This is a genomic window from Microbispora sp. H10949 (assembly GCF_014161435.1).
GTDB classification, from domain to species: Bacteria; Actinomycetota; Actinomycetes; order Streptosporangiales; family Streptosporangiaceae; genus Microbispora; species Microbispora triticiradicis.
Window position 1 is genome coordinate 265,879 of record NZ_JABBWZ010000009.1, and the last position, 26,484, is coordinate 292,362.

A 26,484-nucleotide genomic window follows, 5' to 3' on the forward strand; every position below is an offset into this window, starting at 1 on the left:
CAGCTCTCGGGAACGCGGCGAAGGCGTCCGCGCAGACGGCTCGCCGGACAAATAGTCCCATTTCTATGCGGCAGTTGATCTCGTCCATCTGGGGCCACCTGGTTGTCCACGTGAGCGGGACGGCCGGTCGGATGAGGCGGGTGAGGGCGTGCCACATAGCGGAAGCGGGGGATGAAAGTTTCACGACATCTCATCGCAACGGTGCGAACCTGTCGTGGTAAGAGCCCAGGCGGCGCGCCGATGGCACCCGGGCGCCCGAGCGAGGCGATCCACGTGCTTGACGCCGGGACCTTCATTGATTTGACTCCGCACTACCCAGTTAACCATCGAATCGATTCGGACGCTTATTGATGTTAGCGCTAACACGCGCCTGGCTAGGCCTGCCGCATCGGTGCCGTCCGGTCATGATTCCTGATTGAGAGAAGAAGGCATGATGCTTTTCGGGAGCCTGAGAAGGGTGCTCACGGCCGGGGCGAGCGCGTTGATCGCCACCGCCTGCCTGACCGGCGTCTCCACGCCGTCGCAGGCCGCGACGCAGGGTCCGTGTGACATCTACGCGGCCGGTGGCACGCCGTGTGTGGCGGCGCACAGCACCACGCGTGCCCTGTACGCGGCCTACAACGGCCCGCTCTACCAAGTCAGGCGCGCCTCGGACAACACCACTCGCGACATCGGCGTGCTGAGCGCGGGCGGAGTCGTCAACGCCGCCACGCAGGACTCGTTCTGCGCCGGCACGAACTGTGTGATCACCATCCTCTACGACCAGTCCGGGCGGAACAACCGCCTCACCCAGGCGCCGCCCGGCTACTGGAAGGGTCCGGCCGCGGGCGGATACGACAACCTCGCCGACGCGAAGGCTGCCCCGATCACCATCGGCGGCCAGAAGGCCTACGGCGTCCGCGTGGAGCCCGGCACCGGCTACCGCAACAACAACACCAACGGTGTGGCGACCGGCGACCAGCCCGAGGGCATCTATGCCGTCGTCGACGGCACGCACTACAACCAGTGGTGTTGCTTCGACTACGGCAACGCCCAGACGGACGGCCAGGCCGACTCCCCCGCCATCATGGAGACCGTCTACTTCGGCGCCAACAAGCAGTGGGGCTACGGGGCCGGGGCCGGTCCCTGGATCATGGCCGACCTGGAGTGGGGACTGTTCTCCGGGGTGAACGCGGGCTACAACAACCTCGCGTCGATCAACCACCGTTTCGTCACGGCCATGGTCAAGGGCGAGCCGAATCACTGGGCCATCCGGGGCGGGAACGCGCAGTCGGGCGGCCTGACGAACTACTTCGACGGACGGCGCCCCAACGGCTACAACCCGATGAAGAAGGAAGGCGCCATCCTGCTCGGCATCGGCGGTGACAACAGCGTCTCCGGCCGCGGCACCTTCTTCGAGGGCGTGTTGACCTCCGGTTATCCGAGCGCCGCCACCGAGGACGCCGTACAGGCGAACATCGCCGCCGCGGGCTACGCGCCGGCTGGCGGCGGAAACCCGCAGCAGGGCGTCCAGATCGTGGGCGGCCAGTCCGGCCGGTGCGTCGATGTGCCGAACTCCAGCACCACCAACGGCACCCAGGTGCAGCTGTGGGACTGCGGGAGCGGCACCAACCAGCGGTGGACGTACACCTCGGGCAAGCAGTTGCAGGTGTTCGGCAACAAGTGCCTGGACGCCTACGGCCAGGGCACCGCCAACGGCACCCAGGTGATCATCTGGGACTGCAACGGACAGACCAACCAGCAGTGGAACGTCAACTCCAACGGCACGATCACCGGCGTGCAGTCCGGGCTGTGCCTGGACGCCAACGCGGCCGGTACCGCCAACGGCACGAAGCTCATCCTCTGGGCCTGCAACGGCGGAAACAACCAGAAGTGGACCCTGCGCAGCTGATTCCGACCTTCGGCGCATGAGGGCGATCGGGTGAAGCCACGGGCAGAGGTCCGGACACCTGGGTGGGGCCACGGCTCCCCCGGAAACGGTCCTCTGCCCGCACAGGCGACGCTCGGCCGCGGTCATCACCCCAACTCGTCACCAGGAGCTTCGATGAACATGCCGCTGAACCGTCGACGCTTCATCGCCACCACGGCGGCGACCGTCGGCGCCGCCGCGCTTCCTTCGGCGATCTTCTCCAACCGAGCCGCTGCCGCCGTGCCGCCACAGGTGACGCTGCCGCAACGCGGCATCTACGACACGGCCGCGGCCGCGAGTTGGACCGATGCCTTCCTTACCGGCAACGGGGAGTACGGGGCCATGCTCTACGGCGCGCCCACTCTGGAGAAGGTGGTCTTCACGCATCATCGGTTCGTGCTGCCCAACGGCACCCGTAACCTGACTCCGCCGGTTCTGTCGGGCCGGTTGGCGGGGGTCAGGGACAAGGCGCTTGCCGGCGACTTCAACGGTGCCACCGGCGACTTCACGTCCGGATGGTCGCTGCGCTGGACCCAGACCTTCCATCCGGGCTACGAGCTGCGAATCAGCACCCCGGGGATGACGACGGTCGGCAACTACGCCCGGGTCACCGATTTCAGGACCGGTGAGGTCACCTCGACGTGGACCGACAGCTACGGTGCGTGGACGCGCCGGGCTTTCGCCTCCCGAGCCGACCGGGTGATCGTCCACGAACTCACTCCCGCGCCGGGCCGGACGATCGACACCACGCTGAGCGTCAACACGGCCCTGAGCGGCGTACCGGGGTCCGTCGGCTTCACCACGCTCGCCACGACCGGAAACGGTGAGGGCTACCTGAACCTGCGGGGCACATACCCGGCCGGGCAGGGGGCGTTCGGCTATGAGGGCGTCACCCGGGTGGTCGCGACCGGCGGCTCGGTACGGGTGAGCGGGTCGACCATCGTCGTGGCCGGGGCGGCCAAGCTCGTGCTGCTGACGAAACTCGACCGCTACGAGTTGTCCACCGCGTGGGACGCGAAACCCCTGCACACGGCGCTGGCCGCGCTGACCGCCGACTACACGGCGTTGCTCGCGCGGCACACCGCCCTGCACACCCCGCTGTACGACCGTTCACGCCTCGACCTGAACGTCAGCGCGGCCGATCGGCAACTGCCGACCACTGAGCTGATCGGCCGGCAGAACTCCAACCGCAACGTCATCGACCTCGCGTTGCTGGAGCGGATGTACGACTCCGGGCGTTATCTGTTCCTCAGTTCCAGCGGCGTCCTGCCACCACGGCTGACCGGCCTGTGGACGGGCGCCTGGGACGCGGCGTGGGCCGGGGACTTCACCACCGACGCCAACGTCAACTTCCAGGTCGCCGGGGGCAACATCCTGTCCCTCACCGAAGCCATGGACGGCTACTTCACCCTGATCCTCGGCCAGATCGACGACTGGCGCACCAACGCGAGAAACCTCTACGGCGCTCGCGGCCTGCTCGCTCCCTCCCGGACCGACGGCGAGTACGGCAAGATGCTGCACTTCGACAGCGGGTTCCCCGGCCACACCTGGATCGGCGGCGCCGACTGGCTGCTCTATCCGCTGCTCGAGTACTACCAGGTCAGCGGTGACGCCACCTTCTACCGCACCAAGCTCGCCCCGGTCCTGATCGAGCTCGCACTGTTCTACGAGGACTTCCTCACCCGCACCGACGCCAACGGCAGGGTCGTCTTCGTGCCGTGCTTCTCCATGGAGAACAGCCCGGGCAACACGGGCAGGCAACTGTCGATCAATGCGACCGGCGAGATCGCCGCGGGCAAGCACGCGCTGCAGGCCGCCATCGACGCCGCCAACTTCCTCGGCACCGAGCAGGGCCCGGGCCAGGGCGTGCAACGCTGGACCGCCCTGCTGGCCAAGATGCCCGATTACCGGATCAACGGAGACGGGGCGCTCGCGGAATGGTCGTGGCCCAGCCTGACCGACCGGTACAACCACCGTCACGTACAGCACATGTACCCGGTCTGGCCGCTGCACGAGATCAACCCCGAGGACAAGCCCGACCTGATCCGCTATGCGAGCCGCGCCCTGGATCTTCGGGGCGACGAGGGAGGGGAGGCCCACGGTGCCATCCACCGCAGCCTCGCCCGAGCCCGGCTCAAGGACGGCGCCGGCGTGTACGGCAACCTGCGGAAGATCCTGGGCAACAACATGGTCTTCCGATCGTTGATGACCTCGCACAACCCGAACCTGTCGATCTACAACGCCGACGCCGCCAATTCGCTGCCCGCGATTCTCGCCGAGGCGTTGATCTACAGCAGGCCCGGCGTCCTGGAGTTGCTGCCCGCGCTGCCCGACCAGTTCGCCAAGGGCACGATCACCGGCGTACGCGGCCGCAACCGCATCCGGATCGAGTCGCTCACCTGGGACATCAGCGCCCGGACCGTCACCGCCTCCGTCGTCTCCGACATCACCCAGACCATAACGCTCATCTGCCGGCGCGGGATCGCCTCCTTGACCACCGGTGCGAGCGTCACCGCTTCGCCGTTGGGCAGCCACGCCCGGCAGGTGTCGCTCACCGCGGGTACGACGACCCAGATCACCGTCGAGCTGAGCGCCGGCGGCCCGTCCACGAGCGTCGTCCGCCTGGTCAACCGCAACAGCGGCAAGGTGCTGGACGTCTACGGCGGCTCCACCGCCGACGGCGCCGCCATCGTCCAGTGGCCCTGGACCGGCGGGACCAACCAGCAGTGGCGGATGTCGCAGAACTCCGACGGCTCGTTCCGGCTGATCGGTCTCGGCAGCGGCAAGGCTCTCACCAGCCCGAACGCCAACCAGGGCACCGCGCTCGTCCAGATGACCGACACCAACGGCGCGAACCAGCGGTGGAAACTCGTCCCCGCTGCCACGAGCGGCTACTACCGGCTCGTCAACGCCGGCACCGGACTGTGCGCGGACGTCGAAGCCGGCTCCACAGCCGACGGCGCCCGAGTCATCCAATGGGCCGCCAACAGCGGTACCAACCAGGAATGGCAGCTCGTCACCGTGTGACGGCGTGACCGCGCCGGCGTGGGCCGGGAGCCCGGCGTCAGGTCAAGTGGCAGGCGGAACCGGTGGCCAGGCGTGCGGACTCGCCGCGATCGAGCTGTGGCGGGTGTCTGTTCTGTGGATCGGGCTGGTCACCGGCCGTTCATTAGCGGTTGCAGTGGCGATCGGGAGGTAACGTGGGTCTTATCGATGACTCGTCGCCGCCTGACTTGGGCGCGTCGACGATTTCTCTCGCATCGGGATCGGATACTGCTATGACTGCGCTGTCAGTCACCATCACGCACGAATCCGCCCGCACGATCCTCACCCTCGACGGCGAGCTCGACTTCCTCTCAAGCGTCCGCCTGACCGACGCGGTCGACGCCGCCCTGTACGGCGGTCGGCAGCACCTCCTGGTCGACGTCGCCAGTCTGACGTTCTGCGATTCGTCCGGGCTCTGGGCGTTGCTCAGTGCCAAGCGGACCGTCACCGCCATGGGCGGAAGTCTGGAACTCGTCAACGTTCACGGCATCCTGCGGCGCGTTCTCGACATCACCGGAGCCGCGAAAGCCTTCCCTACCGCCTCCGGCGGATGACCCAAGGCGTCCCCGCTCGCCGTGTCGGACCGTTTTCCCGTAGGGCGCTCGATCTCGGAACCGCTGAGACATCCCATGTACGAGGCGTCCGACGCGGTCTGAAAGTTGCACCACGTAGGGATTTGCCAGAGTGAATCGGCCGTGGTGGAACCGTACAGCCGAAGTGATCCCATCTCCACTCGAACCATGAGCCTTGACAGCAGGGATGCGGGGGCTTACGTGTGGTGTCCGGCCGTACCGTCGAATCGATACGACACTGCCCGTACCAGGAGACAGCGTGCCCCCGTCAAGACGTCGTCGTGGGCGGCGGCCGGATGAGACGCCCATCGCACCAGGGATCCACCCGAAAGGATCAGCCATGCAGCGGAGCGATCCCTCCTCCCGTCCTCGACGTCCGGTAAGCAGGTGGCCGGCTCTGATGGCGGTCTTCCTTGTCGCGATGATCGGGGCTCAGCCGGCTGTGGCGGCACAGCAGTCCGCGCCGACGGAGCCCACCGCGACGGTTGCCGCCGCTGGGGACATCGACGGCTTCACCGCGGGCAATGCCGCGATCGCCTCGGTCGATCTCGCCGGGACCTGGAGCTTCACCCCGGCGGGCCGGTCGACGACGTCGATCAAGGTGCCCGGAGGTGGCTGGTACAAGCAGGGTTTCACTGATGTGTCCCAGGCGGTGTACTCGCGTACGGTGACGGTGCCGGACTCGGGGCAGCCGCAGTCGACGTGGATCGAGTTCGGCGCCGTGAACCACCAGGCGACCTTGTCGGTGGACGGCCGGGTGGTCGCGACGCAGACCACGGCCTTCACCCCGTCGAAGTTCGACATCAGCGCCTATGCCGCCCCGGGCACCACTCATACCATCACCGTCGACGTGAAGGGCCGCGGCGCGCTGAAGAACCCGGCGAACGGCAAGTACATCGTGCCCGTGGCGGCCGACTGGTCCGAGGCGGTCCCGCAGGGCATCTTCCGCTCCGCGTTCCTGCGGGTGTATCCGGCCGTGTACGTCAGCGACACGTTCATCCGCACGTCGGTCGCGAACCAGACCCTCGGCTACGACGTGTGGGTGACCAACACCTCGAGCAGCGCTCGATCGGTGACGGTGACCGGCGAGCTGTCGTCGGACGGCGGCGGGACGTTCGATTACCCGGCGTTGCCGGCCCGCACCGTGACCGTGGGGGCGCGGTCGACGGCCAAGGTCACGGTCGATTCCGTCGCGTGGAACCTCGGCAGCACCTCGTACTGGTGGCCGAACGTCCCCTACCGGTCGGGGTATCGAGCCCAGCTTCACCGTCTCAAGGTCCGCGCGGCGACCGACGACGGCCGGACAAGTGACGCGACATACCGGTTCGGGTTCCGTGAGACCACCCAGAACGGCGAGTACTACTACATCAACGGCGTCCGGGTGAACTTCCGCGGCGACAACCTGCAGGGTGCGGACTACGACCGGGTCAACAACGCAGGCAAGGGCGACGCCTACGACACGCTGCCCGGTTTCCTCCCGCCCTCGGCGGGCAACGGCGGCTGGCCGCAGGCCGTGGACAACTATCAGCGGCTCAACTACAACGTGGTGCGCATCCACCAGGAGCCGGCCAGCCCGTACATGCTCGACGTGGCCGACGAGACGGGCCTGATGATCATCGACGAGACCGGCATCCGCGGCAGCGCGCAGGACTTCGTCTCAGGGCACGATCACATGGTCGCTCACGCCCGCGCACTCACGTTGCGGGACCGCAATCATCCCGCCGTCATCCGCTGGAGCCAGGCCAACGAACCGACCTTCGGCAACGACTCCGAGCAGTTCGAGCAGGATCTCTACGCGGCGATGAACGGCAACGACGGCACCCGCCCGGTCAGCCTCGACGCCGCACCAGGCGCCGACGCACCCAGCCGGTACCCCAACATGAGGTACGGCAACTTCGCGGTCTTCGCCCACTACCTCGACGGCGTCGGGCAGTACGGGGAGCGGGTGGCCACCGTGACCGGCCGTCCCGACGGCGAGGGCGAGTACGTCTGGAACAAGTGCAACACCAAGCAGGGCTTCATGTGGTTCGCCACGGCGACGGCCGCCAAACGCGGCAAGGACGCCGCCGACCTGCGCCCGTACACGCTGCTGTCCGCGTGGGCCGGTTTCGTGCCCGGGGTGCGTTCCACGGACTTCGTGCCGGAGGAGGGCGGTCATCCGCTCTACGGTGCGGACAACCTGTCCGATCCCTGGAGCAACCCCCAGATCCAGCGCGTCCAAGCGGCGTTCAACCCGGTCGCGGCGATCGACCTGCCCTACTGGTCGGCGTCCGGAGCCTCCGACGCCAACGGCACCTTCCCGCTGCCGCAGGCCGTGAACACCTACGCCTCCAACGCCTCCGTGACCCGCAACATCACCGTCTTCAACGACGACCTGCGCGACACCTCCGTCGGATTCTCCTGGTCGGCACGGCTCGACCGGCCCGACGGCACCGTGATCGCGTCGGGGCAGACCACACTGAACATCCCACTCGGCTCGCGGGTCACCCAGCCGGTCACCTTCACCACACCGGCGAGCGGCTCGCGGGTGTACCTGGTGCTGACGACCACCAAGTCGGGTGCCACGACGTTCACCGACGCGATCGAGTACTTCAATGTCGGATCCGGTTCGAGCGGCCCGGTCTCGGGCGCGGCCTACCGGATCGTCAACCGCAACAGCGGCAAGCCGCTCGCCGTGGCCGGCAACTCCACCGCGGACGGCGCCAAGGCCGTGCAGCAGACCGGCGCCTCCGCGTGGACCGTCACCAGCGGTCAGGGCGGCGCGTACACCCTGCGCTACGTCCCCACCGGCAAGGTCCTCGACGTCAACGGCAGCAGTACGACCCAAGGGCTGCAACTGCAGCAGTGGACCGCCAACGGCGGCACCAACCAGCTGTGGTACCTGCGATCCACCGGCGATGGCTATTACACGATCGTCAGCTACAGCAGCGGGCTGTTGGCGGACGTGTATGGCGCGTCCACCTCCGACGGTGCCCAGGTCGTGCAGTGGACCGCCAACGGCGGCACCAACCAGCAATGGCAGTTGATCCCGGCCTGAGACGACGTTCGCCGGGGAACATGCAGAACGTGGGCGCCGCGTCGCGGGAGGTGCGGCGGCTCGCGGAGCGGACGCCACCGTCGCGGGAGCGGTTCGTCGACCTGCTGCGAGCCGTGTCGATCGTCGCGGTGGTCCTCGGGCATTGGCTGGCGACGGTGGTCGGCTACGACGAGCACGGCGAGCTGACCGGCCGGTCGGCGCTGCCGGAGCTGCCGTGGGCGCAGCCGATCACCTGGGTGGTCCAGGTGATGCCCGTGTTCTTCCTCGTCGGCGGGTACGCCAACGCCGTCTCCCTGGCCGCGGAGCGACGCCGCGGAGGGAACGCCACCGAGTGGCTGATCAGGCGGAGCGGCCGGCTGATCCCGCCGACCACGGCCCTGGTGCTGGTGCTGGGAGGCGGCGCGCTGGCGGCGGGCCTGTTCTTCGACGCCGACCCTGCCCGGGTTCGTACGGTGGTCTGGCTGGCCTCGATCCCGTTGTGGTTCCTCGTGGCCTACCTGGTGGTGGTCGTGCTGACCCCGCCGATGCACGCCCTCCATCGCCGGTACGGACTCGCCGTCCCGCCGGTGCTGGTGGGGCTCGTCGCAGCCGGTGATGTGGCCCGTCTCCTCGGCCACGGCTTCTGGGGTAGCGGCAACTTCCTGTTCGGCTGGCTGGCCGTCCACCAGATGGGTTTCGCCTGGCGGGACGGGCTGCCGGCCCGCCCTCGCGTCGCGGTGTCGCTGCTGCTCGGCGGGACCGGCGCGCTGCTCCTGCTCACGCTGGCCGGTCCCTACCCGATCAGCATGATCAATGTGCCCGGCGAGCGGCTGCACAACATGTCCCCGCCCAGCCTGGCCCTGCTCGCGGTCGCCACCGCCCAGCTCGGGGTGGCGCTGCTGCTGCGGGATCGGGGCGAGCGATGGTTACGGCGCGGCGGCAGGTGGACGGCCGTGGTCGCGGTCAACTCGGTGATCATGACGATCTTCCTCTGGCACATCTCCGCCGCGATCCTGCTGGTCGCCGCGCTGCACGTCGCGGGCGTGCTGCCGACTCCGCAGGCCGGATCGGCCGCGTGGCTGGCCTGGCGGATCCCGTTGCTGGTCCTGTTCGGCGCCGCTCTCACGCCACTCGTCGCGATCTTCGGCCCGATCGAGGTGCGCGGCGCCCTGCGGCTCCGCCGGATCTCGCTCCCGACGCCGGCCGTCCTGGCCCGCATGGCGTCCTGCCGGGTCTTCCGGCCGTGGCTGGCCGTCGCGGGATTCGCAGGAGTCGCCTTCGCCCTGCTCGCCAACAGCCTGTGGCCCGGCACCGCTCCGACCGGGTCGGGAATGCCGGCGGTCGCGCTGGTCACCTACCTCGCCTGCGCGGCGGTCCTGCGCCTGCTGCGCTCGACTCCTCCTGCCACGGAGGCCGGACCGCGCCACGGGTGACGCCGAATCCGGCAGCCGGCACGACGGCGTGGCGTCTCATGCCGCCCTGGAAACCTGGTCGCCATGTGTCCCGTCCGCGCTCGGCACGGAGGGAGGCAGGGCCTGTTCGCACCAGATGGTCTTGCCACAAGCCGACTGTCTCGTGCCCCAGCTCTGCGTGAGCTGTGCGACCAGCAGCAGTCCACGGCCTCCCTCGTCGAAGACGCGGGCCCGCCGCAGATGCGGTGCGGTGTTGCTGCCGTCCGAGACCTCGCAGATCAGCGTGCGGTCGCGGATCAGCCGCAACTGGATCGGCCCGGTCCCGTGGCGCATGGCGTTGGTGACCAGTTCGCTCACCACGAGCCCGGTGACGAACTCCATCTCGGCCAGTCCCCATACGAGCAGCTGGTCGATGGCGAGCTTCCGGGTGTGCGTGACCACGGCCGGGTCGGCGGGGACGTCCCACGTCACGATCTGGTCCGGGGAGAGGGCCGCGGTGCGGGCCAGGAGAAGGGCCGCGTCGTCGGCCGCGCGGCCGCCGAGCAGGGCGCCGGTCACGGTGTCGCAGGTGTCCTCAAGCGATGTGGTCGGCAGCGCCAGGGCGCAGCGCAGTTCGGCGAGGCCCTGGTCGATGTCCCGGTCGCGGGACTCGATCAGGCCGTCGGTGAACAGGGCGATGACGGTGCCCGCGGTCAGGCGCAGCTCGGTGGTTTCGAAGGGCAGGCCGCCGACGCCGAGAGGAGGGCCGACCGGCCCGCTCACCAGTTCCGTGGCGCCGTCGGGAGCGACCAGGACGGGCAGTGGGTGACCGGCGGTGGCGATGGTGCAACAGCGCGAGACGGGGTCGTAGACGGCGTACAGGCACGTGGCTCCCAGCTCGGCGAACGCGGCTGGGTCGCCTTCCGCCGTGCCGGGCTGTTCCTCGCCGGTGAGGTGGATGACCAGATCGTCCAGGTGCGTGAGGAGCTCGTCGGGCGGCAGGTCGACGTCGGCCAGGGTGCGTACGGCGGTGCGCAGCCGGCCCATGGTCGCGGCGGCGTGGATGCCGTGGCCGACGACGTCTCCGACGACGAGGGCGACCCGGCAGCCGGACAGCGGGATCACGTCGAACCAGTCGCCGCCCACCCCGGTCTGCGCGCCCGCCGGCAGATAACGGGAGGCGATCTCCACCGCCGGCTGCACGGGCAGCCGCTGGGGCAGCAGACTGCGTTGCAGGGTGAGCGCGGTGTTGCGTTCGTGGGTGTAACGGCGGGCGTTGTCGATGACGACGCCGGCCTTGGCGGCCAGCTCCGCCGCGTAGGACAGGTCCTCCTCGTCGAAGCGCCCGGGCGGCCGCGAGCGCCAGAAGCTGACCACGCCCATCCGCATCCCCCGGCCACGCAGCGGAGTCGTGATCAGGGAATGGATGCCCTGGTCCAGGATCCGGGCGGCCTCTTCCGGCTTCTGGGACCGCCACGCGGTGGAGGCCCGCAGATCGGGCTCGATCACGGGGAGGTCACAGTCGAGACTGCGGGCCTGAGGCGTGGGCGGGGCCCACGTGATCGGCACGCCGGGCGGGTGGAACGACCCGGTGTTCCCGATGCCTCCGATCGCCACCCGGCACAGCGTCTCGCCCTCGTCCGGGTGGTGGTCATCGCCTTGTACGACGGCCAACACCAGGTCGACCGTGACGAAGTCGGCGAACTCGGGGACCGCCACCTCCACCAGTTCCTCCGCCGTCCGCCGCACATCGAGGGTGGTGCCCACCGCCGTGCTGGCGTCGTACAGCAGTTTGAGGCGTCTGTGCGCCATCTCTGTCAGCTTGCGGCTCTCCTCCAGCGAGTGCCCCATGCTGTTGAACGCGACTTCGAGCTCCCCGATCTCGCCCGCACCGGTTTCGGGCATGCGCGCCGTGAGGTCTCCGTCGGCGAGCCGGGAGGCGACGGCGGCCGCTTTTCGCACCGGCCGGACGATCGACCGGATCAGGTAGGTGTCGAAGGCGAGGATGAGCAGGATCGATCCCACCACACCGATCGACGCCACCGCGGTGGCCCGGACGGCGGCTTCGGCGGCGCGTGCCTGTCGCGACGCGAGAAGTTGATCCTCAAAATTCACGAACTGCTGGAACTGGCCCCTGATCGCGTCGACGCGGCGCTTTCCGTCCTGCGTCACCGCCACGGTGTGCACGGATGCCGGATCCCGCCGCGCGGCCTCCACGGTCGGAACCGAATAGTCATGGATATAGGCCTCGATGGATTGCCTGATCCGGCGCGCCCGCTCTCCCTGCGTGGGGGTGCCCGCGGTCGCGAGACGCTCCAGGGTGGCCGCCTGCTCGGGGATGGCGGCACGGGCCTGCCTCCATGGTTGCAGGAAGCTCTCCTCCCCGGCGATGACGAACCCCCGCTGGCCGGTCTCGAGGTCGATGACGAGCCTCTGGAGGTGGTTCGCGCTCGTCAGCACATGCCTGGAGTGGTTCGTCAGATCCACCGCCTCACGAAGACCCACGATCGCCGGCAGGAGGAACGCGAAGGCGCCGCTGATGAGGCCCAGGAGCAGCACGCTCACCATGATCGTGCGCCGGGTCAGTCCGCCTTCCCCCGCAACCCGTCGCGTGCGACGCGAACCGCTTACCCCCATGGCATGCCTTCTGACCAGCGGCAATCTCGTCTACTTCGTCATCTTACGACTGCGGCCCTTTCGCTCCCGGAAGGGAGCGGCGCCGTCCCCGGGCAGACGAACGAGCGGGTCCGGCCGGGCGAGGTGCTCCGGCCGGACCCGCTCGGTCCGGTTGTTCGGTTCTCAGGTCAGGCGGTCACGGGCTGGAGCAGGTGACGGAGGGGGTGGCCGCGCTGCCGTTGGCGGTGAAGCCCAGGGTGGTGGAGGCACCCGAGGCGATGGAGCCGTTGTAGGGCGCGTTGCGGACCGTCACGCTGGAGCCGGACACGCTCTGCTGGCCGTTCCACAGGCTGCTGATGCTCTGCCCGCCGGGCCAGGTCCACTTCACGGTCCAGCCGTTGACCGGCGCGCTGCCCGCCTGCACGGTCACCTCGGACTGGAACCCGCCGGGCCAGGAGTTCACCGTACGCATCGTCGCGCTGCATCCGCCCGGCTCCGTCGACGGCGACTGCGACGGCGACTGGGACGGCGACTGGGACGGCGACTGGGACGGCGACTGCGACGGCGACTGCGACGGCGACTGGCTGGGGCTCTCCGAAGGACTCGCGCTGGGGCTCACCGGCGGGGAGGGCGAGACGGGCGGGGCGGCGTTGAGGGCGTTGAGGACCGAGGTGTAGGCGGCCTTCTTGTTGCCGCTGGTGTCGAACAGCAGCGGGCTGGTGTTCGCGCCGAGCCAGGAGTCGCTGTCACGGACGCCCCACACGGTGATGCCGACGCACCGCGACACGGCCAGGCAGTCGTTGGTCACGTTGGCGTAGGTCTGCGCCGAGCCGCCCTGGATGTCCAGCTCGGTGATCGCCACGTCGACGCCGAGCGCGGCGAAGCTGGAGATCGTGGTGCGGTAGTTGCTGTTGTAGGCGCTCTGGCTGTTGAAGTGCGACTGCAGGCCCACGCAGTCGATCGGCACACCGCGCTGCTTGAAGTCCTTGACCATGTTGTAGACGCCCTGCGTCTTGGCCCAGGACCAGTTGTCGATGTTGTAGTCGTTGTAGCAGAGCTTGGCGGCCGGGTCGGCGTTCCGCGCGGTGCGGAAGGCCACCTCGATCCAGTCGTTTCCGGTCCGCTGCAGGTTGGAGTTGCGCCGCCCGCCGTTGCTGTCGTCGAAGGCCTCGTTGACGACGTCCCAGTAGGCGATCTTGCCCTTGTAGTGGGACATGACCCCGTTGATGTGGTCGATCATCGCCTGCCGCAGCGAGCTGCCCTCCAGCGACTGCATCCAGCCCGGCTGCTGCTGGTGCCAGGCCAGCGTGTGCCCGCGCACGCGCTTGCCGTTCTGCACGGCCCAGTTGTAGACCCGGTCACCGGCGGAGAAGTTGAACTGCCCGCGGTTCGGCTCGGTCGCGTCGATCTTCATCTCGTTCTCGGCGGTCACCATGTTGAACTCACGGTTCGCGATGGTCGTGTACTGCGAGTCGCCGAGCTTGCCCGAGGCGATCGCGGTGCCGAAGTAACGGCCGCTCTGCGCCGCCGCCGCGCCCAGCGTGCTGGCCGCCGCGTCGGCGGGGGCCGAAGCCGCCGCGAACGCCGTGACCGCGCCGAGCACACCGAGAGCACCGACGGCCAGAGCCCGCCGCATCCCCGTGAAGGGCTGCCGGGTTCCAGGCCGGGAATTGGCGCGTACGCCCATGCCTGAGCCTCCATAACTGAAACGGGAAGGGAGTACTGCGGCGACATGCCGCGCGGGATGGACGCGGGCCCCATCACTGGGAACGCACACCCGTCAGGCGTCGCGAAACGGCGGCCCCCTGCCTGCGCACCACCACCGGACAGGAGGGCCGCCTCGGGACCTCAGTGTGGAAACCACGCCGAAACATGTCAAGACTGGGGTGAAACTTTCGGAGGCGAGCCGTCGTCAGGCTGGCGTCCTACCCCCGTATATGGCCTGCCCAGGGCCCTGGAAATTTTCGAGCCGGCCAGCCCGCCAGAAGGGCGGTAATGGCTGAAATTTACATCATCGCCCAGCGCGAGCCGTGCGCTCCGGCGGCCTCGGCGAGGTCTTCCCGATCAGTCCGCCCACAACAAGCGAAGGCCTCCGGTACGGCGGCGTGCGCCGTGCCGGAGGCCTTCTTTCACCACCAGGAGAGGAGGAGAGTCAGCGGATGGACTCGCCTAGCTGTTCCAGGTCCACTTCTGGTTGTTGCCGCCGTGGCAGCTGTAGAGCTGGAGCTTGGTGCCGTTGCCGGTGCCGGCTCCGACGGCGTCGAGGCACAGGTTGGACTGGACGCCCTGGATGCTGCCGTCGGAGTTCACCCGCCACTTCTGGTTGTCCCCGCCCCAGCAGGAGTAGATCTGGATGGCGGCGCCGTTGCCCGTGCCGGCCGCGTCCAGGCACTTGTTGCCGTAGACCCGGATCTCACCGGAGGACGTGGACGACCAGGTCTGGTTGCTCTGACCGTTGCAGTCGTACAGCTGCACCTGCGTGCCGTCGTTCTGGCTGGCGTTGGGCACGTCGATGCAGCGACCGGAGGCCACGCCCCGGATCGCCCCGTTGCCGCCACTGGTCGGGCTCACCGTCGGAGTCGCGCTGGGGCTCCCCGAAGGACTCGCGCTGGGGCTCACCGGCGGCGTGGGCGAGACGGTGGGGGCGGAGTTGAGGGCGTTGAGGACCGAGGTGTAGGCGGCCTTCTTGTTGCCGTTGCCGTCGAACAGCAGCGGGCTGGTGTTCGCGCCGAGCCAGGAGTCGCTGTCACGGACGCCCCACACGGTGATGCCGACGCACCGCGACACCGCGAGACAGTCGTTGACCACGCTCTGGTAGGTCTGCGCCGAGCCGCCCTGGATGTCCAGCTCGGTGATCGCCACGTCGACGCCGAGGGCGGCGAAGCTGGAGATCGTCGTGCGGTAGTTGCTGTTGTACGGGCTGTTGCTGTTGAAGTGCGACTGGAGGCCGACGCAGTCGATCGGCACGCCGCGCTGCTTGAAGTCCTTGACCATGTTGTAGACGCCCTGCGTCTTGGCCCAGGACCAGTTGTCGATGTTGTAGTCGTTGTAGCAGAGCTTGGCGGCCGGGTCGGCGTTCCGCGCGGTGCGGAAGGCCACCTCGATCCAGTCGTTGCCCGTCCGCTGCAGGTTGGAGTCGCGCCGGCCACCGGAGTTGCCGTCGGCGAACGCCTCGTTGACGACGTCCCAGTAGGCGATCTTGCCCTTGTAGTGGGCCATGACCCCGTTGATGTGGTCGATCATCGCCTGCCGCAGGCTGCTGCCCGACAGCGACTGCATCCAGCCCGGCTGCTGGGAGTACCAGGCCAGCGTGTGACCACGGACCCGCTTGCCGTTCTGCACGGCCCAGTTGTAGACCCGGTCACCGGCGGAGAAGTTGAACTGCCCGCGGTTCGGCTCGGTCGCGTCGATCTTCATCTCGTTCTCGGCGGTCACCATGTTGAACTCACGGTTCGCGATGGTCGTGTACTGCGAGTCGCCGAGCTTGCCCGAGGCGATCGCGGTGCCGAAGTAACGGCCGCTCTGCGCCGCCGCCGCACCCAGCGTGCTGGCCGCCGCGTCGGCGGGGGCCGAAGCCGCCGCGAACGCCGTGACCGCGCCGAGCACACCGAGAGCACCGACGGCCAGAGCCCGGCGCAGTCCTGTGAAGGACTGCCGGGTTCCAGGCCGGGAATTGGGGCGTTCGCCCATGCCTGAGCCTCCATAACTGAAACGGGAAGGGAAAGAGGCGAGTAGAGTCGCGAATCGACGCCGCGCTCCATCGATCGGGAGCGCACACCACCGGGGGCGTCGCGGACGGCCTCCCGCCTGTGCACCACCATCAGGCAGGAGATCGCCTCGGGGACTCAGTGTGGAAACCCGGCCGAAACATGTCAAGACTTTAGTGAAACTTTCGGAACGACCGGCCCTCGCCCGGCGGTGTCGCACCCCGCCGGCATCCGCCCCGGTCTCCCGAAACGTCTCGGCGGGCCGTCGCCTCCGGCCCGGCCGGAATGCCTGAAAGTTTCATCACACATCCCCTGCGTACCGGTGAGACGTACGACATAAGACCTGCTGGGCCCGTGCCCGGTCGTCGCACGCCCGTACGCGAGACTGCGGGTCCTTGACTCCGTCTCGCCACCTCGGCTTTGCTCCGCCCCACCACCACTTAGCGCACCGAAGGGAGAAGGGAGCCTGGAGCCCCAGGTAGTTGTTAACGTTAACAGCATCTCGTCTTGAAAGCGCACCACGCGGCCCGAGCGACGCGAGACCCCGGATGGACACACCACCTCCCTCCGCGGCCTCCCCTCGCCGTCGCTTTCGATGGGAGGTCGCCCGTACAGAGCGGGAGGAGCCGGATCGGCCGGCCCGTGACTCCTCGCAGCGGTGCGGCCCGTACGACGGGCCGGCCCGGCCACCCCGATCATGTTCCGCCGCAGAGCCACCACTTCACGGCGTTCGCCCCCTGAGAAAGCTGGGTACAAAAATGTTAGCGATAACAGAAATAATCCATCGTCCGCGCTGGTCGCGTGCGCGGAAGTCGCTGGGCCGATGGCTGGCCGTACCGCTCCTGACCGTGGCCATGGCGGCGTCGGGCGCGGTGCTGGGGGCGGGCGCCGCGAGCGCGGAGTCCAACGGCGGGGTTCGGGTGATGCCGCTGGGTGACTCGATCACCGAGGGCACCCAGGTGCCGGGCGGGTACCGGATCGGGCTGTGGCAGCGCCTGGCCGCCGGCCGCTACACCGTGGACTTCGTCGGCTCGCAGTACAACGGGCCGGGCAACCTGGGCGACCACGACCACGAGGGCCACCCCGGGTGGCGGATCGACCAGATCGACGCCAACATCACCGGCTGGCTGCGCAGCTACACCCCCCGCACGGTGCTGCTGCACATCGGCACCAACGACGTGCTGCAGAACTACAACGTCTCCTCCGCCCCCCAGCGGCTGTCCACCCTGATCGACCACATCACCTCGGCCGCGCCCAACGCCGAGGTGTTCGTCGCCACGATCATCCCGCTGTCGAACTCCGGCCAGGAGTCGGCCGCCCGCACCTTCAACGCCGCCGTCCCCGGCATCGTGCAGTCGAAGGTCAACAGCGGCAAGCACGTCCACCTGGTCGACATGCACAGCAAGCTCACCACCGGCGACCTCATCGACGGCATCCACCCCACCGCGAACGGCTACGACAAGATGGCCGCCGCCTGGTACGCCGCCCTCCAGTCGGTCCCGGGCAGCCTCGGCCAGGGATCCAGCCCGAGCCCCAGCGTGACCCCCAGCGCCAGCCCGAGCACCAGCCCCAGTGCCGGTCCCAGTGCGATCAAGGGAGTCGCTTCGGGCAGGTGCGTGGACGTCCCCAACGCGTCGCAGACCAGCGGCACCCAGGTGCAGATCTGGGACTGCAACGGACAGTCCAACCAGAGCTGGACTCCCACCAGCTCCGGCGAACTGCGCGTGTACGGCAACAAGTGCCTCGACGTGGCCAACATGAGCACCGCCGACGGCGCCGCGGTGCAGATCTGGGACTGCAACGGACAGAACAACCAGAAGTGGCGCTTCAACAGTGACGGCAGCATCACCGCGGTCGGAGCCAACAAGTGCCTCGACGCACCCAACTACTCCACCGCCAACGGCGTGAAGCTCCAGATCTGGTCCTGCAACGGGCAGAGCAACCAGCGCTGGACCCGCGTCTGATCGAGGACCCCGCCGGGGCGGCCGGACCGGCCGCCCCGGCGTAGGCCCGCCCCTCAGCGGCCCCCGCAGGCGCCGCCCCGGCATGTCCCCAGCGGTCCCCCTCCACCCCAAGCGCCCTGATCACGAATAGCGCCCGGCCTCCGGCACCGCCGCCCGGACGCCGCGCCGACGGGTCACCACTTCGACAACGAAAGGACTTCGCGTGAAACGAAGGCTCAGATCCATACTGGCCGCCGCCTCGTTGCCCCTGGTACTCGTCGGCATGCTGCTGGCCGCCCACCCCGCCGCGGCCGCCACGCTGACCCGCATCACCGGGTTCGGCACCAACCCGACCAACCTCAACATGTACCTCTACGTCCCCGACCGGGTCGCCGCCCGCCCCGCCCTGCTCGTCCTGGTCCACTACTGCAGCGGCTCGGCCAGCGGCATCTTCAACGGCAACGGCCACGACTACGTCACCGCCGCCGACCGCTACGGCTACATCATCGTGGTCCCCGAAGCCACCCGCAGCGGATCCTGCTTCGACGTCTCCACCCCCGCCGCGCTGCGCCGCGACGGCGGCAGCGACTCGACCGGCATCATGGCCATGGTCAACTACACCCGCCAGCGCTACAACGTCGACCCCGGCCGCATCGTGGTCAGCGGCTTCTCCTCCGGCGCCATGATGACCAACGTCCTGGCCGCCGAATACCCCGACGTGTTCTCCGCCGCCTCCGCCTTCTCCGGCGTCCCGGCCGGCTGCTTCGCCACCAACGACGGCTCGCTCTGGAACGGCCAGTGCTCCGGCGGGCAGATCAGCAAGACCGCCCAGCAGTGGGGCGACCAGGCCCGCGCCATGTACCCCGGATACACCGGCCGCTACCCCCGCATGCAGCTGTGGCACGGCACCACCGACACCACCCTGCACTACAACAACTTCGGTGAAGAGATCAAGCAGTGGACCAACCTCAACGGGTTGAGCCAGACCCCGGCCTTCACCGACCACCCCCAGTCCTCCTGGACCCGCACCCGGTACGGCAACACCGGCACCCAGGCCACCGTCGAGGGCATCAGCATCTCCGGCGTCGGCCACCAGCTCCCCATGAGCGGCCAGCTCGCCTACGCCATCTCCTTCCTCGGCCTCGACGCGCCGAGCACCTCCCCGTCCGCGACACCGACTGTCACGCCGACGGTCACGCCGACGGTGACGCCGTCGACGACCCCGACCTCCGGCGGGGGCAGCGGGCCGATCAAGGGTGTGGCCTCCGGCCGCTGCGTGGACGTGACCGGCGCCAGCCAGACCGACGGCACCCAGGTGCAGCTGTGGGACTGCAACGGCCAGACCAACCAGACCTGGTCGTCCACCTCGGCCAGTGAGATCCGCGTCTACGGCAACAAGTGCCTCGACGCCGGCGGCACCGGCAACGGCGCCAAGATCCAGATCTACTCCTGCCACGGCGGCACCAACCAGAAGTGGCGCGTCAACTCCGACGGCAGCATCACCGGCGTCCAGTCCGGCCTGTGCATCGACGCCACCGGAGCCGCCACCGCCAACGGCACCAAACTCCAGCTCTACAGCTGCCACGGCGGCACCAACCAGAAGTGGACCTGGAGCAGATAGTCCCGGATGCGAAGGGATCCCCCCGGTGCGGCGTGCCCGCCGCGCCGGGGCCCTTCGGACGGCTCCCCCGAACGACCTCCTGAAGAACCCCTGAAAACTCCCGCAAGAACCCCCGAAAGAACCCCTCAGAAAGAGCAGAACGATGAGACGACATCTCAGGAAACTCGTCGGCACCGCCCTCGCCGCCGCGCTCACGGCGGTGGTCACGGCGCTGTCCATGCTCGTGGGACCGGTGCCGGGAGCGTCGGCGGCGACGCTGACAGAGGTGACGAACTTCGGCTCCAACCCCGGCAACATCCGGATGTTCCTGTACGTCCCCAACAACGTGGCGGCCAGGCCGGGGATCCTGGTGGCGATGCACGGCTGCAACGGCTGGGCGCAGGGCTTCTACCAGGGCACCGAGTTCGCCTCGCTCGCCGACAGGTACGGCTTCGTCGTCATCTATCCCCAGGCGAACAAGAGCGCCAACGGCATGTCGAACTGCTTCGATGTGTGGTCGAACGAGTCGCTGCGCCACGGCGGCGGCAGCGACCCGGGCTCGATCGTGTCGATGGTGAACTACGTCCAGCAGCGCTACAACGGCGACCCGGAGCGGGTGTTCGCCACCGGCTTCTCCTCGGGTGCGATGGAGACCAACAACCTGCTCGCCACCTACCCCGACGTGTTCAAGGCCGGCGCGCCGTTCTCGGGCGTCCCCTACGGCTGCCTCGGCCCGGCCGGGTGCGGCGACAAGACGCCGCAGCAGTGGGGTGACCTGGCCCGCAACGCCTACCCGGGCTACACCGGGCCCCGGCCGCGGGTGCAGGCGTGGCACGGCACCAACGACTCGGTGCTGAACTACAGCATGCTGCAGGAGGAGGTCGACCAGTGGACGAACGTGTGGGGCATCAGCCAGACGCCCGCCTCCACTGACACCCCGCAGTCCGGCTGGACCCGGCGGCGCTTCGGCTCGGGTCAGGTCGAGGCGTACACCATCTCCGGCGCCGGTCACGACCTGCCGCACCAGGGCATGGGGATCTACGCGATCCGGTTCTTCGGCCTCGACGCGCCGAGCACCTCCCCGTCCGCGACACCGACCGTCACCCCCTCCGTGACGCCGACGGTGACGCCGTCGGTGACGCCGTCGACGACCCCGACCTCTGGCGGGGGCAGCGGGCCGATCAAGGGTGTGGCCTCCGGCCGCTGCGTGGACGTGACCGGCGCCAGCCAGACCGACGGCACCCAGGTGCAGCTGTGGGACTGCAACGGCCAGACCAACCAGACCTGGTCGTCCACCTCGGCCAGTGAGATCCGCGTCTACGGCAACAAGTGCCTCGACGCCGGCGGCACCGGCAACGGCGCCAAGATCCAGATCTACTCCTGCCACGGCGGCACCAACCAGAAGTGGCGCGTCAACTCCGACGGCAGCATCACCGGCGTCCAGTCCGGCCTGTGCATCGACGCCGCCGGAGCCGCCACCGCCAACGGCACCAAACTCCAGCTCTACAGCTGCCACGGCGGCACCAACCAGAAGTGGACCTGGAGCAGATAACGAAGAACGCCCTCGTGCATGACGTCGGACCCCTTGGGTAGACGCACGTCGAGAGTGCGCTGCGGGGCCGCGCGGGACCGGGGTGGATTGGTCACCCCCCGATCCCGCGCGGCCCTGCGCATGTTCCGGGAGGGCCGAAGGTCCCGCGACCACGGGACTTCGGAGTGACCGGAGGGTGCCGTACGGCTCTGCGCCGCCGATGCGGTGATGCGGTGTTCTTGGAACGTAAAGAACACGACCACCGCAGTCGAAAGGGGCCGGTCATGGCCATCACCGAAGCGCGGCACCAGAAGGCCCCCCTCCTTCCCGCCGCTCCCCCCGCTCCCCAGACGACCGGCACGACGACCGGCACTGACCCGGCCAGGTACGTCTGGGCCGCCGCCCGCGTCGCCGTCGGCTGGGTGTTCCTGTGGGCCTTCCTCGACAAGCTGTTCGGCTGGGGCTTCGCCACCCCCGCCGCCAAGGCGTGGATCAACGGCGGCAGCCCGACCACCGGCTTCCTGAAGGGCACCGCCGACAGGACCTTCGGCGGCCTGTTCGGCGCCCTCGCCGGCCAGGCCTGGGTCGACTGGCTGTTCATGACCGGCCTCGCCGGCATCGGCGCCGCCCTCGTCCTCGGCGTGGGCATGCGCCTCGCCGCCACCACCGGCGGGCTCCTCCTGCTGATGATGTGGGCCGCCGAACTCCCGCTGACCACCAACCCCTTCATGGACGAGCACATCGTCTACGCGATCGTCCTCGCGGGCCTGGCGCTGACCCGGGCCGGCGAGACGTTCGGCCTCGGCGGACGGTGGGCCGCCACCCCGCTCGTGCGCCGCTTCCCGATCCTCAGGTGAGACTCTCCGGCTCCGGTGCCCACTCCCCGCCCCCTGGGAGTGGGCATCGGCATGTCCGCGATGCGAGACTGCCCCCTATGACCGACCACGAGCTGTCCCGGTCGCTGATTCCGAGCATGCGACTGGACGACCTGCTGGCCGAGTTGCAGTCACGCCTCGAAGCGGTGCTGGCCACCCGCGACCGCGTCCACGCGCTGCTGGAGGCGGTGGTCTCGATCGGCAGCGACCTCGACCTGGAGATCGTGCTGCGCCGCATCGTGGCCACCGCCGCCACTCTGGTGGACGCCACCTACGGCGCGATGGGCGTGATCGGCGAGGACAACACCCTGGTGCAGTTCGTCCCCGTCGGGCTGAGCGAGAAGGAGATCGCCCGGATCGAGCACTGGCCGCACGGTCTCGGCCTGCTCGGCCTGTTGATCAAGCAACCGCGGACGCTGCGCCTGGCCGACATCTCCCAGCACCCCGAGTCGTACGGCTTCCCACCCGGCCATCCGCCGATGGGCGGCTTCCTCGGGGTGCCGATCCGCGTCCGCGACGAGGTGTTCGGCAACCTCTATCTGACCGAGAAGCGCGGCGGCGGGCAGTTCGACGAGGACGACGAGGCGATCGTGGTCGCCCTGGCCACCGCCGCCGGAGTGGCCATCGAGAACGCCCGCCTGTACGAGGAGAGCCGCCGCCGGGAGACCTGGCTGCAGGCGTCCGCCGAGATCACCACCCGTCTGCTCTCCGGCGCCGAGCCGCAGGAGGTGCTCACCCTCATCGCGCACCGGGCCCACCAGATGAGCGCCGCCGACGGCGTCGCGATCCTGCTGCCCCGCGCCGGCAGCGACTCCCTGCACCTGGCCCTGGAGCGCACCGGTTCCGCGGACCCGGCCGACCCCGACGGCGATCCCCGCGACCCCGCCGACGCGAAGGAGCGGGGAGACCAGGCCGGCCCGGCCGGCTCCGCGTACGACGGGCGGGTGCCGATCACCGGCTCGCTGGCCGGGCGGGCCTTCCTCAGCGGCGAGCCGCTGATGCTCGACGACGACGGCGCGGACGAGGAGACGCTCGCCTGGGAGATCGACGCTCCCGTGGGGCCGGTGGCGGCGGTGCCGCTCGGCGCGCCCGGCGCGGTCCGCGGCGTGCTCGCCCTGGTGAAGCGCGCCGGGCGGATGCCCTTCAGCCGGTCGGAGCTGCGCATGCTGCACGCCTTCGCCGGGCAGGCGGCCGTCGCGCTGGAGCTCGCCGACACCCGCAGGGACGCCGAGCGGCTCGGCCTGCTGGAAGATCGCGACCGCATCGCCAAGGACCTGCACGACGTGGTCATCCAGCGGCTGTTCGCCGTCGCGATGACGCTGATGAGCACGGTGCGGCTGGTCGAACGCCCCGAGGCCTCCTCCCGCCTCCAGACCGCGATCGACGAACTGGACACCACCATCCGGCAGATCCGCTCGACCATCTTCGCCCTGCAGACACCGCGCGAGGACAGCTCTCCCAGCCTGCGGGCCCAGGTCGTCGACCTGGTCGAGAGCGCCCGGGGGCACCTGGGCTTCATGCCGGGCCTGAGCCTGGAGGGCCATCTCGACAGCCGGGTGCCTGCCCAGGCGGCCGAACACCTGCTCGCCGTACTGCGCGAGGCCCTGTCGAACATCGTCCGCCACGCCAGGGCCTCGCGTGCCGACGTCACCCTCGACGCCACCGGCGAGCGGCTGACGCTCGTGGTGGAGGACAACGGCGTCGGCGTCTCCGCCGAGGGCCGCCGCAGCGGCCTGCGCAACCTCGCCGACCGCGCCGAACGGCTCGGCGGGTCCTTCGCCCTCACCGCGCCGCCCGGCGGCGGCACCCGCCTGGAATGGACCATTCCCCTGAGCGGATGACCGGCGCCGGGCGGCGGTGGCCGAGCCGATCTAGTCGTGTTCGGCCTTGAGGCGGGCGGCCAGGGCGGCGGCCTGGGTGCGGCGCTGCATGTCGAGCTTGCCGAGCAGGTTCGACACGTAGTTCTTGACCGTCTTCTCGGCCAGGAACATCCGCTCGCCGATCTGCCGGTTGGTCAGGCCCTCGCCGATCAGTTCCAGGATCTGGCGCTCCTGGTCCGACAGGGCGGCCAGCGGGTCCTTCCTGGTGGCCTGGTCACGCAGCCGGTGCAGCATCGCGGCCGTGGTCTGCGGGTCGAGCAGCGACTGCCCGGCGGCCACCGTCCGCACCGCGCCGACCAGGTCGGAGCCGTGGATCTGCTTGAGCACGTAACCGGCAGCGCCGGCCATCACCGCGTTGAACAGCGCCTCGTCGTCGGCGAAGGAGGTCAGCATCAGGCAGGCCAGGCCGGGCACCTTCGAGCGCACCTCCCGGCAGACGTCCACGCCGTTGCCATCAGGCAGGCGCACGTCCAGCACCGCGACGTCGGGCCGCAGGGCCGGAATGCGGGCCACGGCCGACTCCGCCGTCCCCGCCTCGCCGATGACCTCGATGTCGTCCTCGGCCTCCAGAAGCGCCGCCACGCCGCGCCGTACCACCTCGTGGTCGTCCACCAGGAACACGCGAATCATGACTCATACGCTAAGCCCTCAGAGCCCGATCGGCCGAGCACGGGCCCGGCCGGTGAGGCGAGAAGCGGCGGTTCGTCCTGGGGATACCACGCCTCGTCTTCGGGATAGCCCGCTCCGCCCGACACACATAACGTTCAGACATGGCCGCTTCCACCAGCCGGATGACCGCCCGTCAGGGGCGTCCCGGCGGGGCGGCCGCGGAGGTGGGCGAGGGGAAACTTCCCCGCGCACCCCGACCGACCAGTGACGACGCACAGAACCTCCGGCCGCGGGTCCGCTCCGTGAAGAGTCCCGCCGGCCGCCGGCCGAGGAGCACGACGACACGATGAACGCACAGCTCATGAACCGTGCCTACGCCGCCGGGGCCGCAGCGCCCACGGCTGTGTACACCTGTCCGGTGCCCCACATGCCGCAGGCGGTCGCCGCCGTACGGCACCGCGCGCACGGCCTGCTCAGAGCATGGGGACTGCCGGAGAACACCGTGGACGAGGCCCTGCTCGTGGTCTCCGAGCTGGTCACGAACGCCGTGCTCCACGCTCTTCCCCCGGCCGAGTTGCGGCTCCTCCTGCTGGAGGACGTCGTACGGATCGAGGTCGCGGACTCGGGGACGGCACCCGCGCGGTCCGGCGGCACGCCCGCGGGCGGACACGGCGGCGTCGTCATCGAAGCGCTCGCGGTCGGGTACGGCGCCGACGTCCGGCCGAAGTCCGTCACCCACTGGGTGGAGCTGCGGGCACGGCCCTCGGTGCGGCTCACGAGCCGGCTTCAGTGCTGCAGGGTCTCGGAGGGCGACTCCCCGAACCGCTGCCGGTAGACCGACGAGAACCGGCCGAGATGGGCGAACCCCCAGCGATACGCGACATCGGTGACCGTGGCCGTGTACGGGTTGCGGGCCGCCAGCTCGGCGTGTACCCGATCGAGGCGGACCTCCCGCAGGAAACTCGTCGGCGTCTTCTCCAGATGACGCCGGAACCCCTCCTGCAGCGCCCGCGCGCTCACCCCCACGGCCTCGGCGATGTCCTCCACCGTGAGCGCCTCGGCCGCGTGCTCCTCGATCAGGCTCACGGCCCGCTTCACGGTCGGCGGCGCGACCCTGCGATGCCCACCGCGTAACTCGTCGATGTAGTTGCTCGGCTGCGCCATCAGAAGCTGCGTCATCAACAGCCCTTCCAGCTGCCTGACGACGAGCGGCTGCTCCAGCATGCCACCGCCGGCCTCGGCCTCGTCGCGGAGGAACTCGACCACCGACCGCCAGGAACGGACGGGGGGCCGCGTCAGGTCCATGCCGAGAGAGAAGGTGAGCGGCGCCTCTGGTCGCCGCCCCAGCAGCCGGCCGAGGTGGGTCTCGATCGCCGGACGGCCGAACCTGACGATCAACTGCGAGCCCTCGGCCCACAGTATGGACGTGGGCTCCCTGATCGCCTCCACGGCGGCGACGCGGGGGGAGCATTCGACCAGCTCCCGGCCCTGGGACACCTCCAGGTGGCCGGTGAGCGGGATTGCGACGAAGAGCTGCGTGTCCAGCAGTTCGGGGGTGACCAGCACCTCCGTCCCATAACTGAAGCTGAGGAGGCCGACGCTCTCCAGCCGGAACCCTTTCAGCCAGGCGTCGACGTGGGCACCGGTGTTCATGATGCGCACCTGGTGCCCGCTGAGCACCTCCGTGAACTTGGCCTGGGCCTCCTCCACGTCATGTGTGCGCAGCCGTGGATACGCGGTGAGCGCCGGCGGCTGATCGGGCATGTCCCCCTCCCGTCGGCGGTCACGCG

16 protein-coding genes are annotated in these 26,484 nt (G+C 69.4%); 11 read left to right on the forward strand and 5 right to left on the reverse strand.

Annotated features, from left to right (window positions below):
- Positions 1 to 430 precede the first annotated feature (430 nt).
- From HHX40_RS37090 to HHX40_RS24285, 5 genes are all read left to right on the forward strand, one after another.
- The gene (locus HHX40_RS37090) at positions 431 to 1,891 is read left to right on the forward strand and encodes an arabinofuranosidase catalytic domain-containing protein (RefSeq protein WP_182882450.1); all 1,461 of its coding nucleotides are present in this window, start codon (positions 431 to 433) and stop codon (positions 1,889 to 1,891) included.
- Between the two features lie 153 nt (positions 1,892 to 2,044).
- Positions 2,045 to 4,936 carry a glycosyl hydrolase family 95 catalytic domain-containing protein gene (locus HHX40_RS24270; RefSeq protein ID WP_182882451.1) on the forward strand — a complete coding sequence of 964 codons (2,892 nt, stop codon included), beginning with the start codon at positions 2,045 to 2,047 and terminating at the stop codon, positions 4,934 to 4,936.
- Between the two features lie 173 nt (positions 4,937 to 5,109).
- Entirely contained in the window at positions 5,110 to 5,508 is a 399-nt protein-coding gene (locus HHX40_RS24275; protein WP_182882452.1) for an STAS domain-containing protein, read from the forward strand.
- Between the two features lie 418 nt (positions 5,509 to 5,926).
- Positions 5,927 to 8,563, forward strand: a complete 2,637-nt coding sequence (locus tag HHX40_RS24280; RefSeq protein ID WP_220499501.1) for an RICIN domain-containing protein — start codon at positions 5,927 to 5,929, stop codon at positions 8,561 to 8,563.
- On the forward strand, positions 8,542 to 9,975 hold the full coding sequence (locus HHX40_RS24285) for an acyltransferase family protein (RefSeq protein ID WP_259403887.1): 1,434 nt from the start codon (positions 8,542 to 8,544) through the stop codon (positions 9,973 to 9,975). The genes HHX40_RS24280 and HHX40_RS24285 overlap by 22 nt, the downstream gene beginning before the upstream one ends.
- A gap of 36 nt (positions 9,976 to 10,011) precedes the next feature.
- Here the strand turns inward: HHX40_RS24285 and HHX40_RS24290 are convergent, their stop codons facing one another.
- The 3 genes from HHX40_RS24290 to HHX40_RS24300 all read right to left on the reverse strand — a co-directional run bounded on the left by HHX40_RS24290 (position 10,012) and on the right by HHX40_RS24300 (position 16,239).
- On the reverse strand, positions 10,012 to 12,492 hold the full coding sequence (locus HHX40_RS24290; protein WP_182882454.1) for a SpoIIE family protein phosphatase: 2,481 nt from the start codon (positions 12,490 to 12,492) through the stop codon (positions 10,012 to 10,014).
- 253 nt (positions 12,493 to 12,745) lie between these two features.
- Entirely contained in the window at positions 12,746 to 14,236 is a 1,491-nt protein-coding gene (locus HHX40_RS24295; RefSeq protein ID WP_259403888.1) for an endo-1,4-beta-xylanase, read from the reverse strand.
- 482 nt (positions 14,237 to 14,718) lie between these two features.
- Positions 14,719 to 16,239 carry an endo-1,4-beta-xylanase gene (locus HHX40_RS24300; RefSeq protein WP_182882455.1) on the reverse strand — a complete coding sequence of 507 codons (1,521 nt, stop codon included), beginning with the start codon at positions 16,237 to 16,239 and terminating at the stop codon, positions 14,719 to 14,721.
- An 871-nt stretch (positions 16,240 to 17,110) separates the two neighbouring features.
- Here HHX40_RS24300 and HHX40_RS24305 point away from each other — a divergent pair.
- From HHX40_RS24305 to HHX40_RS24325, 5 genes are all read left to right on the forward strand, one after another.
- Positions 17,111 to 18,220, forward strand: a complete 1,110-nt coding sequence (locus HHX40_RS24305) for a lectin (RefSeq protein ID WP_182882579.1) — start codon at positions 17,111 to 17,113, stop codon at positions 18,218 to 18,220.
- Positions 18,221 to 18,422: 202 nt separating this feature from the next.
- On the forward strand, positions 18,423 to 19,820 hold the full coding sequence (locus HHX40_RS24310) for a PHB depolymerase family esterase (RefSeq protein ID WP_310738254.1): 1,398 nt from the start codon (positions 18,423 to 18,425) through the stop codon (positions 19,818 to 19,820).
- 142 nt (positions 19,821 to 19,962) lie between these two features.
- Complete coding sequence (locus tag HHX40_RS24315) at positions 19,963 to 21,351, forward strand: PHB depolymerase family esterase (protein WP_182882456.1); 1,389 nt, start codon at positions 19,963 to 19,965, stop codon at positions 21,349 to 21,351.
- Positions 21,352 to 21,614: 263 nt separating this feature from the next.
- Positions 21,615 to 22,187, forward strand: a complete 573-nt coding sequence (locus HHX40_RS24320; RefSeq protein ID WP_182882457.1) for a hypothetical protein — start codon at positions 21,615 to 21,617, stop codon at positions 22,185 to 22,187.
- Between the two features lie 77 nt (positions 22,188 to 22,264).
- Positions 22,265 to 24,046: a GAF domain-containing protein gene (locus tag HHX40_RS24325; RefSeq protein WP_182882458.1), complete on the forward strand. Its 1,782-nt coding sequence runs from the start codon at positions 22,265 to 22,267 to the stop codon at positions 24,044 to 24,046.
- 30 nt (positions 24,047 to 24,076) lie between these two features.
- Here HHX40_RS24325 and HHX40_RS24330 read toward each other — a convergent pair whose 3' ends face one another.
- Complete coding sequence (locus tag HHX40_RS24330) at positions 24,077 to 24,715, reverse strand: response regulator (protein WP_111701144.1); 639 nt, start codon at positions 24,713 to 24,715, stop codon at positions 24,077 to 24,079.
- A 325-nt stretch (positions 24,716 to 25,040) separates the two neighbouring features.
- On the opposite strand from HHX40_RS24330, the gene HHX40_RS24335 reads away from it, so the two are divergent.
- Complete coding sequence (locus tag HHX40_RS24335; RefSeq protein ID WP_220499502.1) at positions 25,041 to 25,529, forward strand: ATP-binding protein; 489 nt, start codon at positions 25,041 to 25,043, stop codon at positions 25,527 to 25,529.
- Here HHX40_RS24335 and HHX40_RS24340 read toward each other — a convergent pair.
- Positions 25,481 to 26,458: an AraC family transcriptional regulator gene (locus HHX40_RS24340; protein ID WP_182882459.1), complete on the reverse strand. Its 978-nt coding sequence runs from the start codon at positions 26,456 to 26,458 to the stop codon at positions 25,481 to 25,483. The two genes, HHX40_RS24335 and HHX40_RS24340, sit on opposite strands and share 49 nt — an antisense overlap.
- Between the last annotated feature and the right edge of the window lie 26 nt (positions 26,459 to 26,484).

Coding starts and splice junctions, on each gene's coding strand:
- HHX40_RS24330 (WP_111701144.1), bottom strand. CDS start 24,715: ATGATTCGCGTGTTCCTGGTGGACGACCACGAGGTGGTACGGCGCGGC.
- HHX40_RS24300 (WP_182882455.1), bottom strand. CDS start 16,239: ATGGGCGAACGCCCCAATTCCCGGCCTGGAACCCGGCAGTCCTTCACA.
- HHX40_RS37090 (WP_182882450.1), top strand. CDS start 431: ATGATGCTTTTCGGGAGCCTGAGAAGGGTGCTCACGGCCGGGGCGAGC.
- HHX40_RS24305 (WP_182882579.1), top strand. CDS start 17,111: ATGGCGGCGTCGGGCGCGGTGCTGGGGGCGGGCGCCGCGAGCGCGGAG.
- HHX40_RS24280 (WP_220499501.1), top strand. CDS start 5,927: ATGGCGGTCTTCCTTGTCGCGATGATCGGGGCTCAGCCGGCTGTGGCG.
- HHX40_RS24340 (WP_182882459.1), bottom strand. CDS start 26,458: ATGCCCGATCAGCCGCCGGCGCTCACCGCGTATCCACGGCTGCGCACA.
- HHX40_RS24325 (WP_182882458.1), top strand. CDS start 22,265: ATGACCGACCACGAGCTGTCCCGGTCGCTGATTCCGAGCATGCGACTG.
- HHX40_RS24270 (WP_182882451.1), top strand. CDS start 2,045: ATGAACATGCCGCTGAACCGTCGACGCTTCATCGCCACCACGGCGGCG.
- HHX40_RS24320 (WP_182882457.1), top strand. CDS start 21,615: ATGGCCATCACCGAAGCGCGGCACCAGAAGGCCCCCCTCCTTCCCGCC.
- HHX40_RS24335 (WP_220499502.1), top strand. CDS start 25,041: ATGAACGCACAGCTCATGAACCGTGCCTACGCCGCCGGGGCCGCAGCG.
- HHX40_RS24315 (WP_182882456.1), top strand. CDS start 19,963: ATGAGACGACATCTCAGGAAACTCGTCGGCACCGCCCTCGCCGCCGCG.
- HHX40_RS24285 (WP_259403887.1), top strand. CDS start 8,542: ATGGCAGTTGATCCCGGCCTGAGACGACGTTCGCCGGGGAACATGCAG.
- HHX40_RS24295 (WP_259403888.1), bottom strand. CDS start 14,236: ATGGGCGTACGCGCCAATTCCCGGCCTGGAACCCGGCAGCCCTTCACG.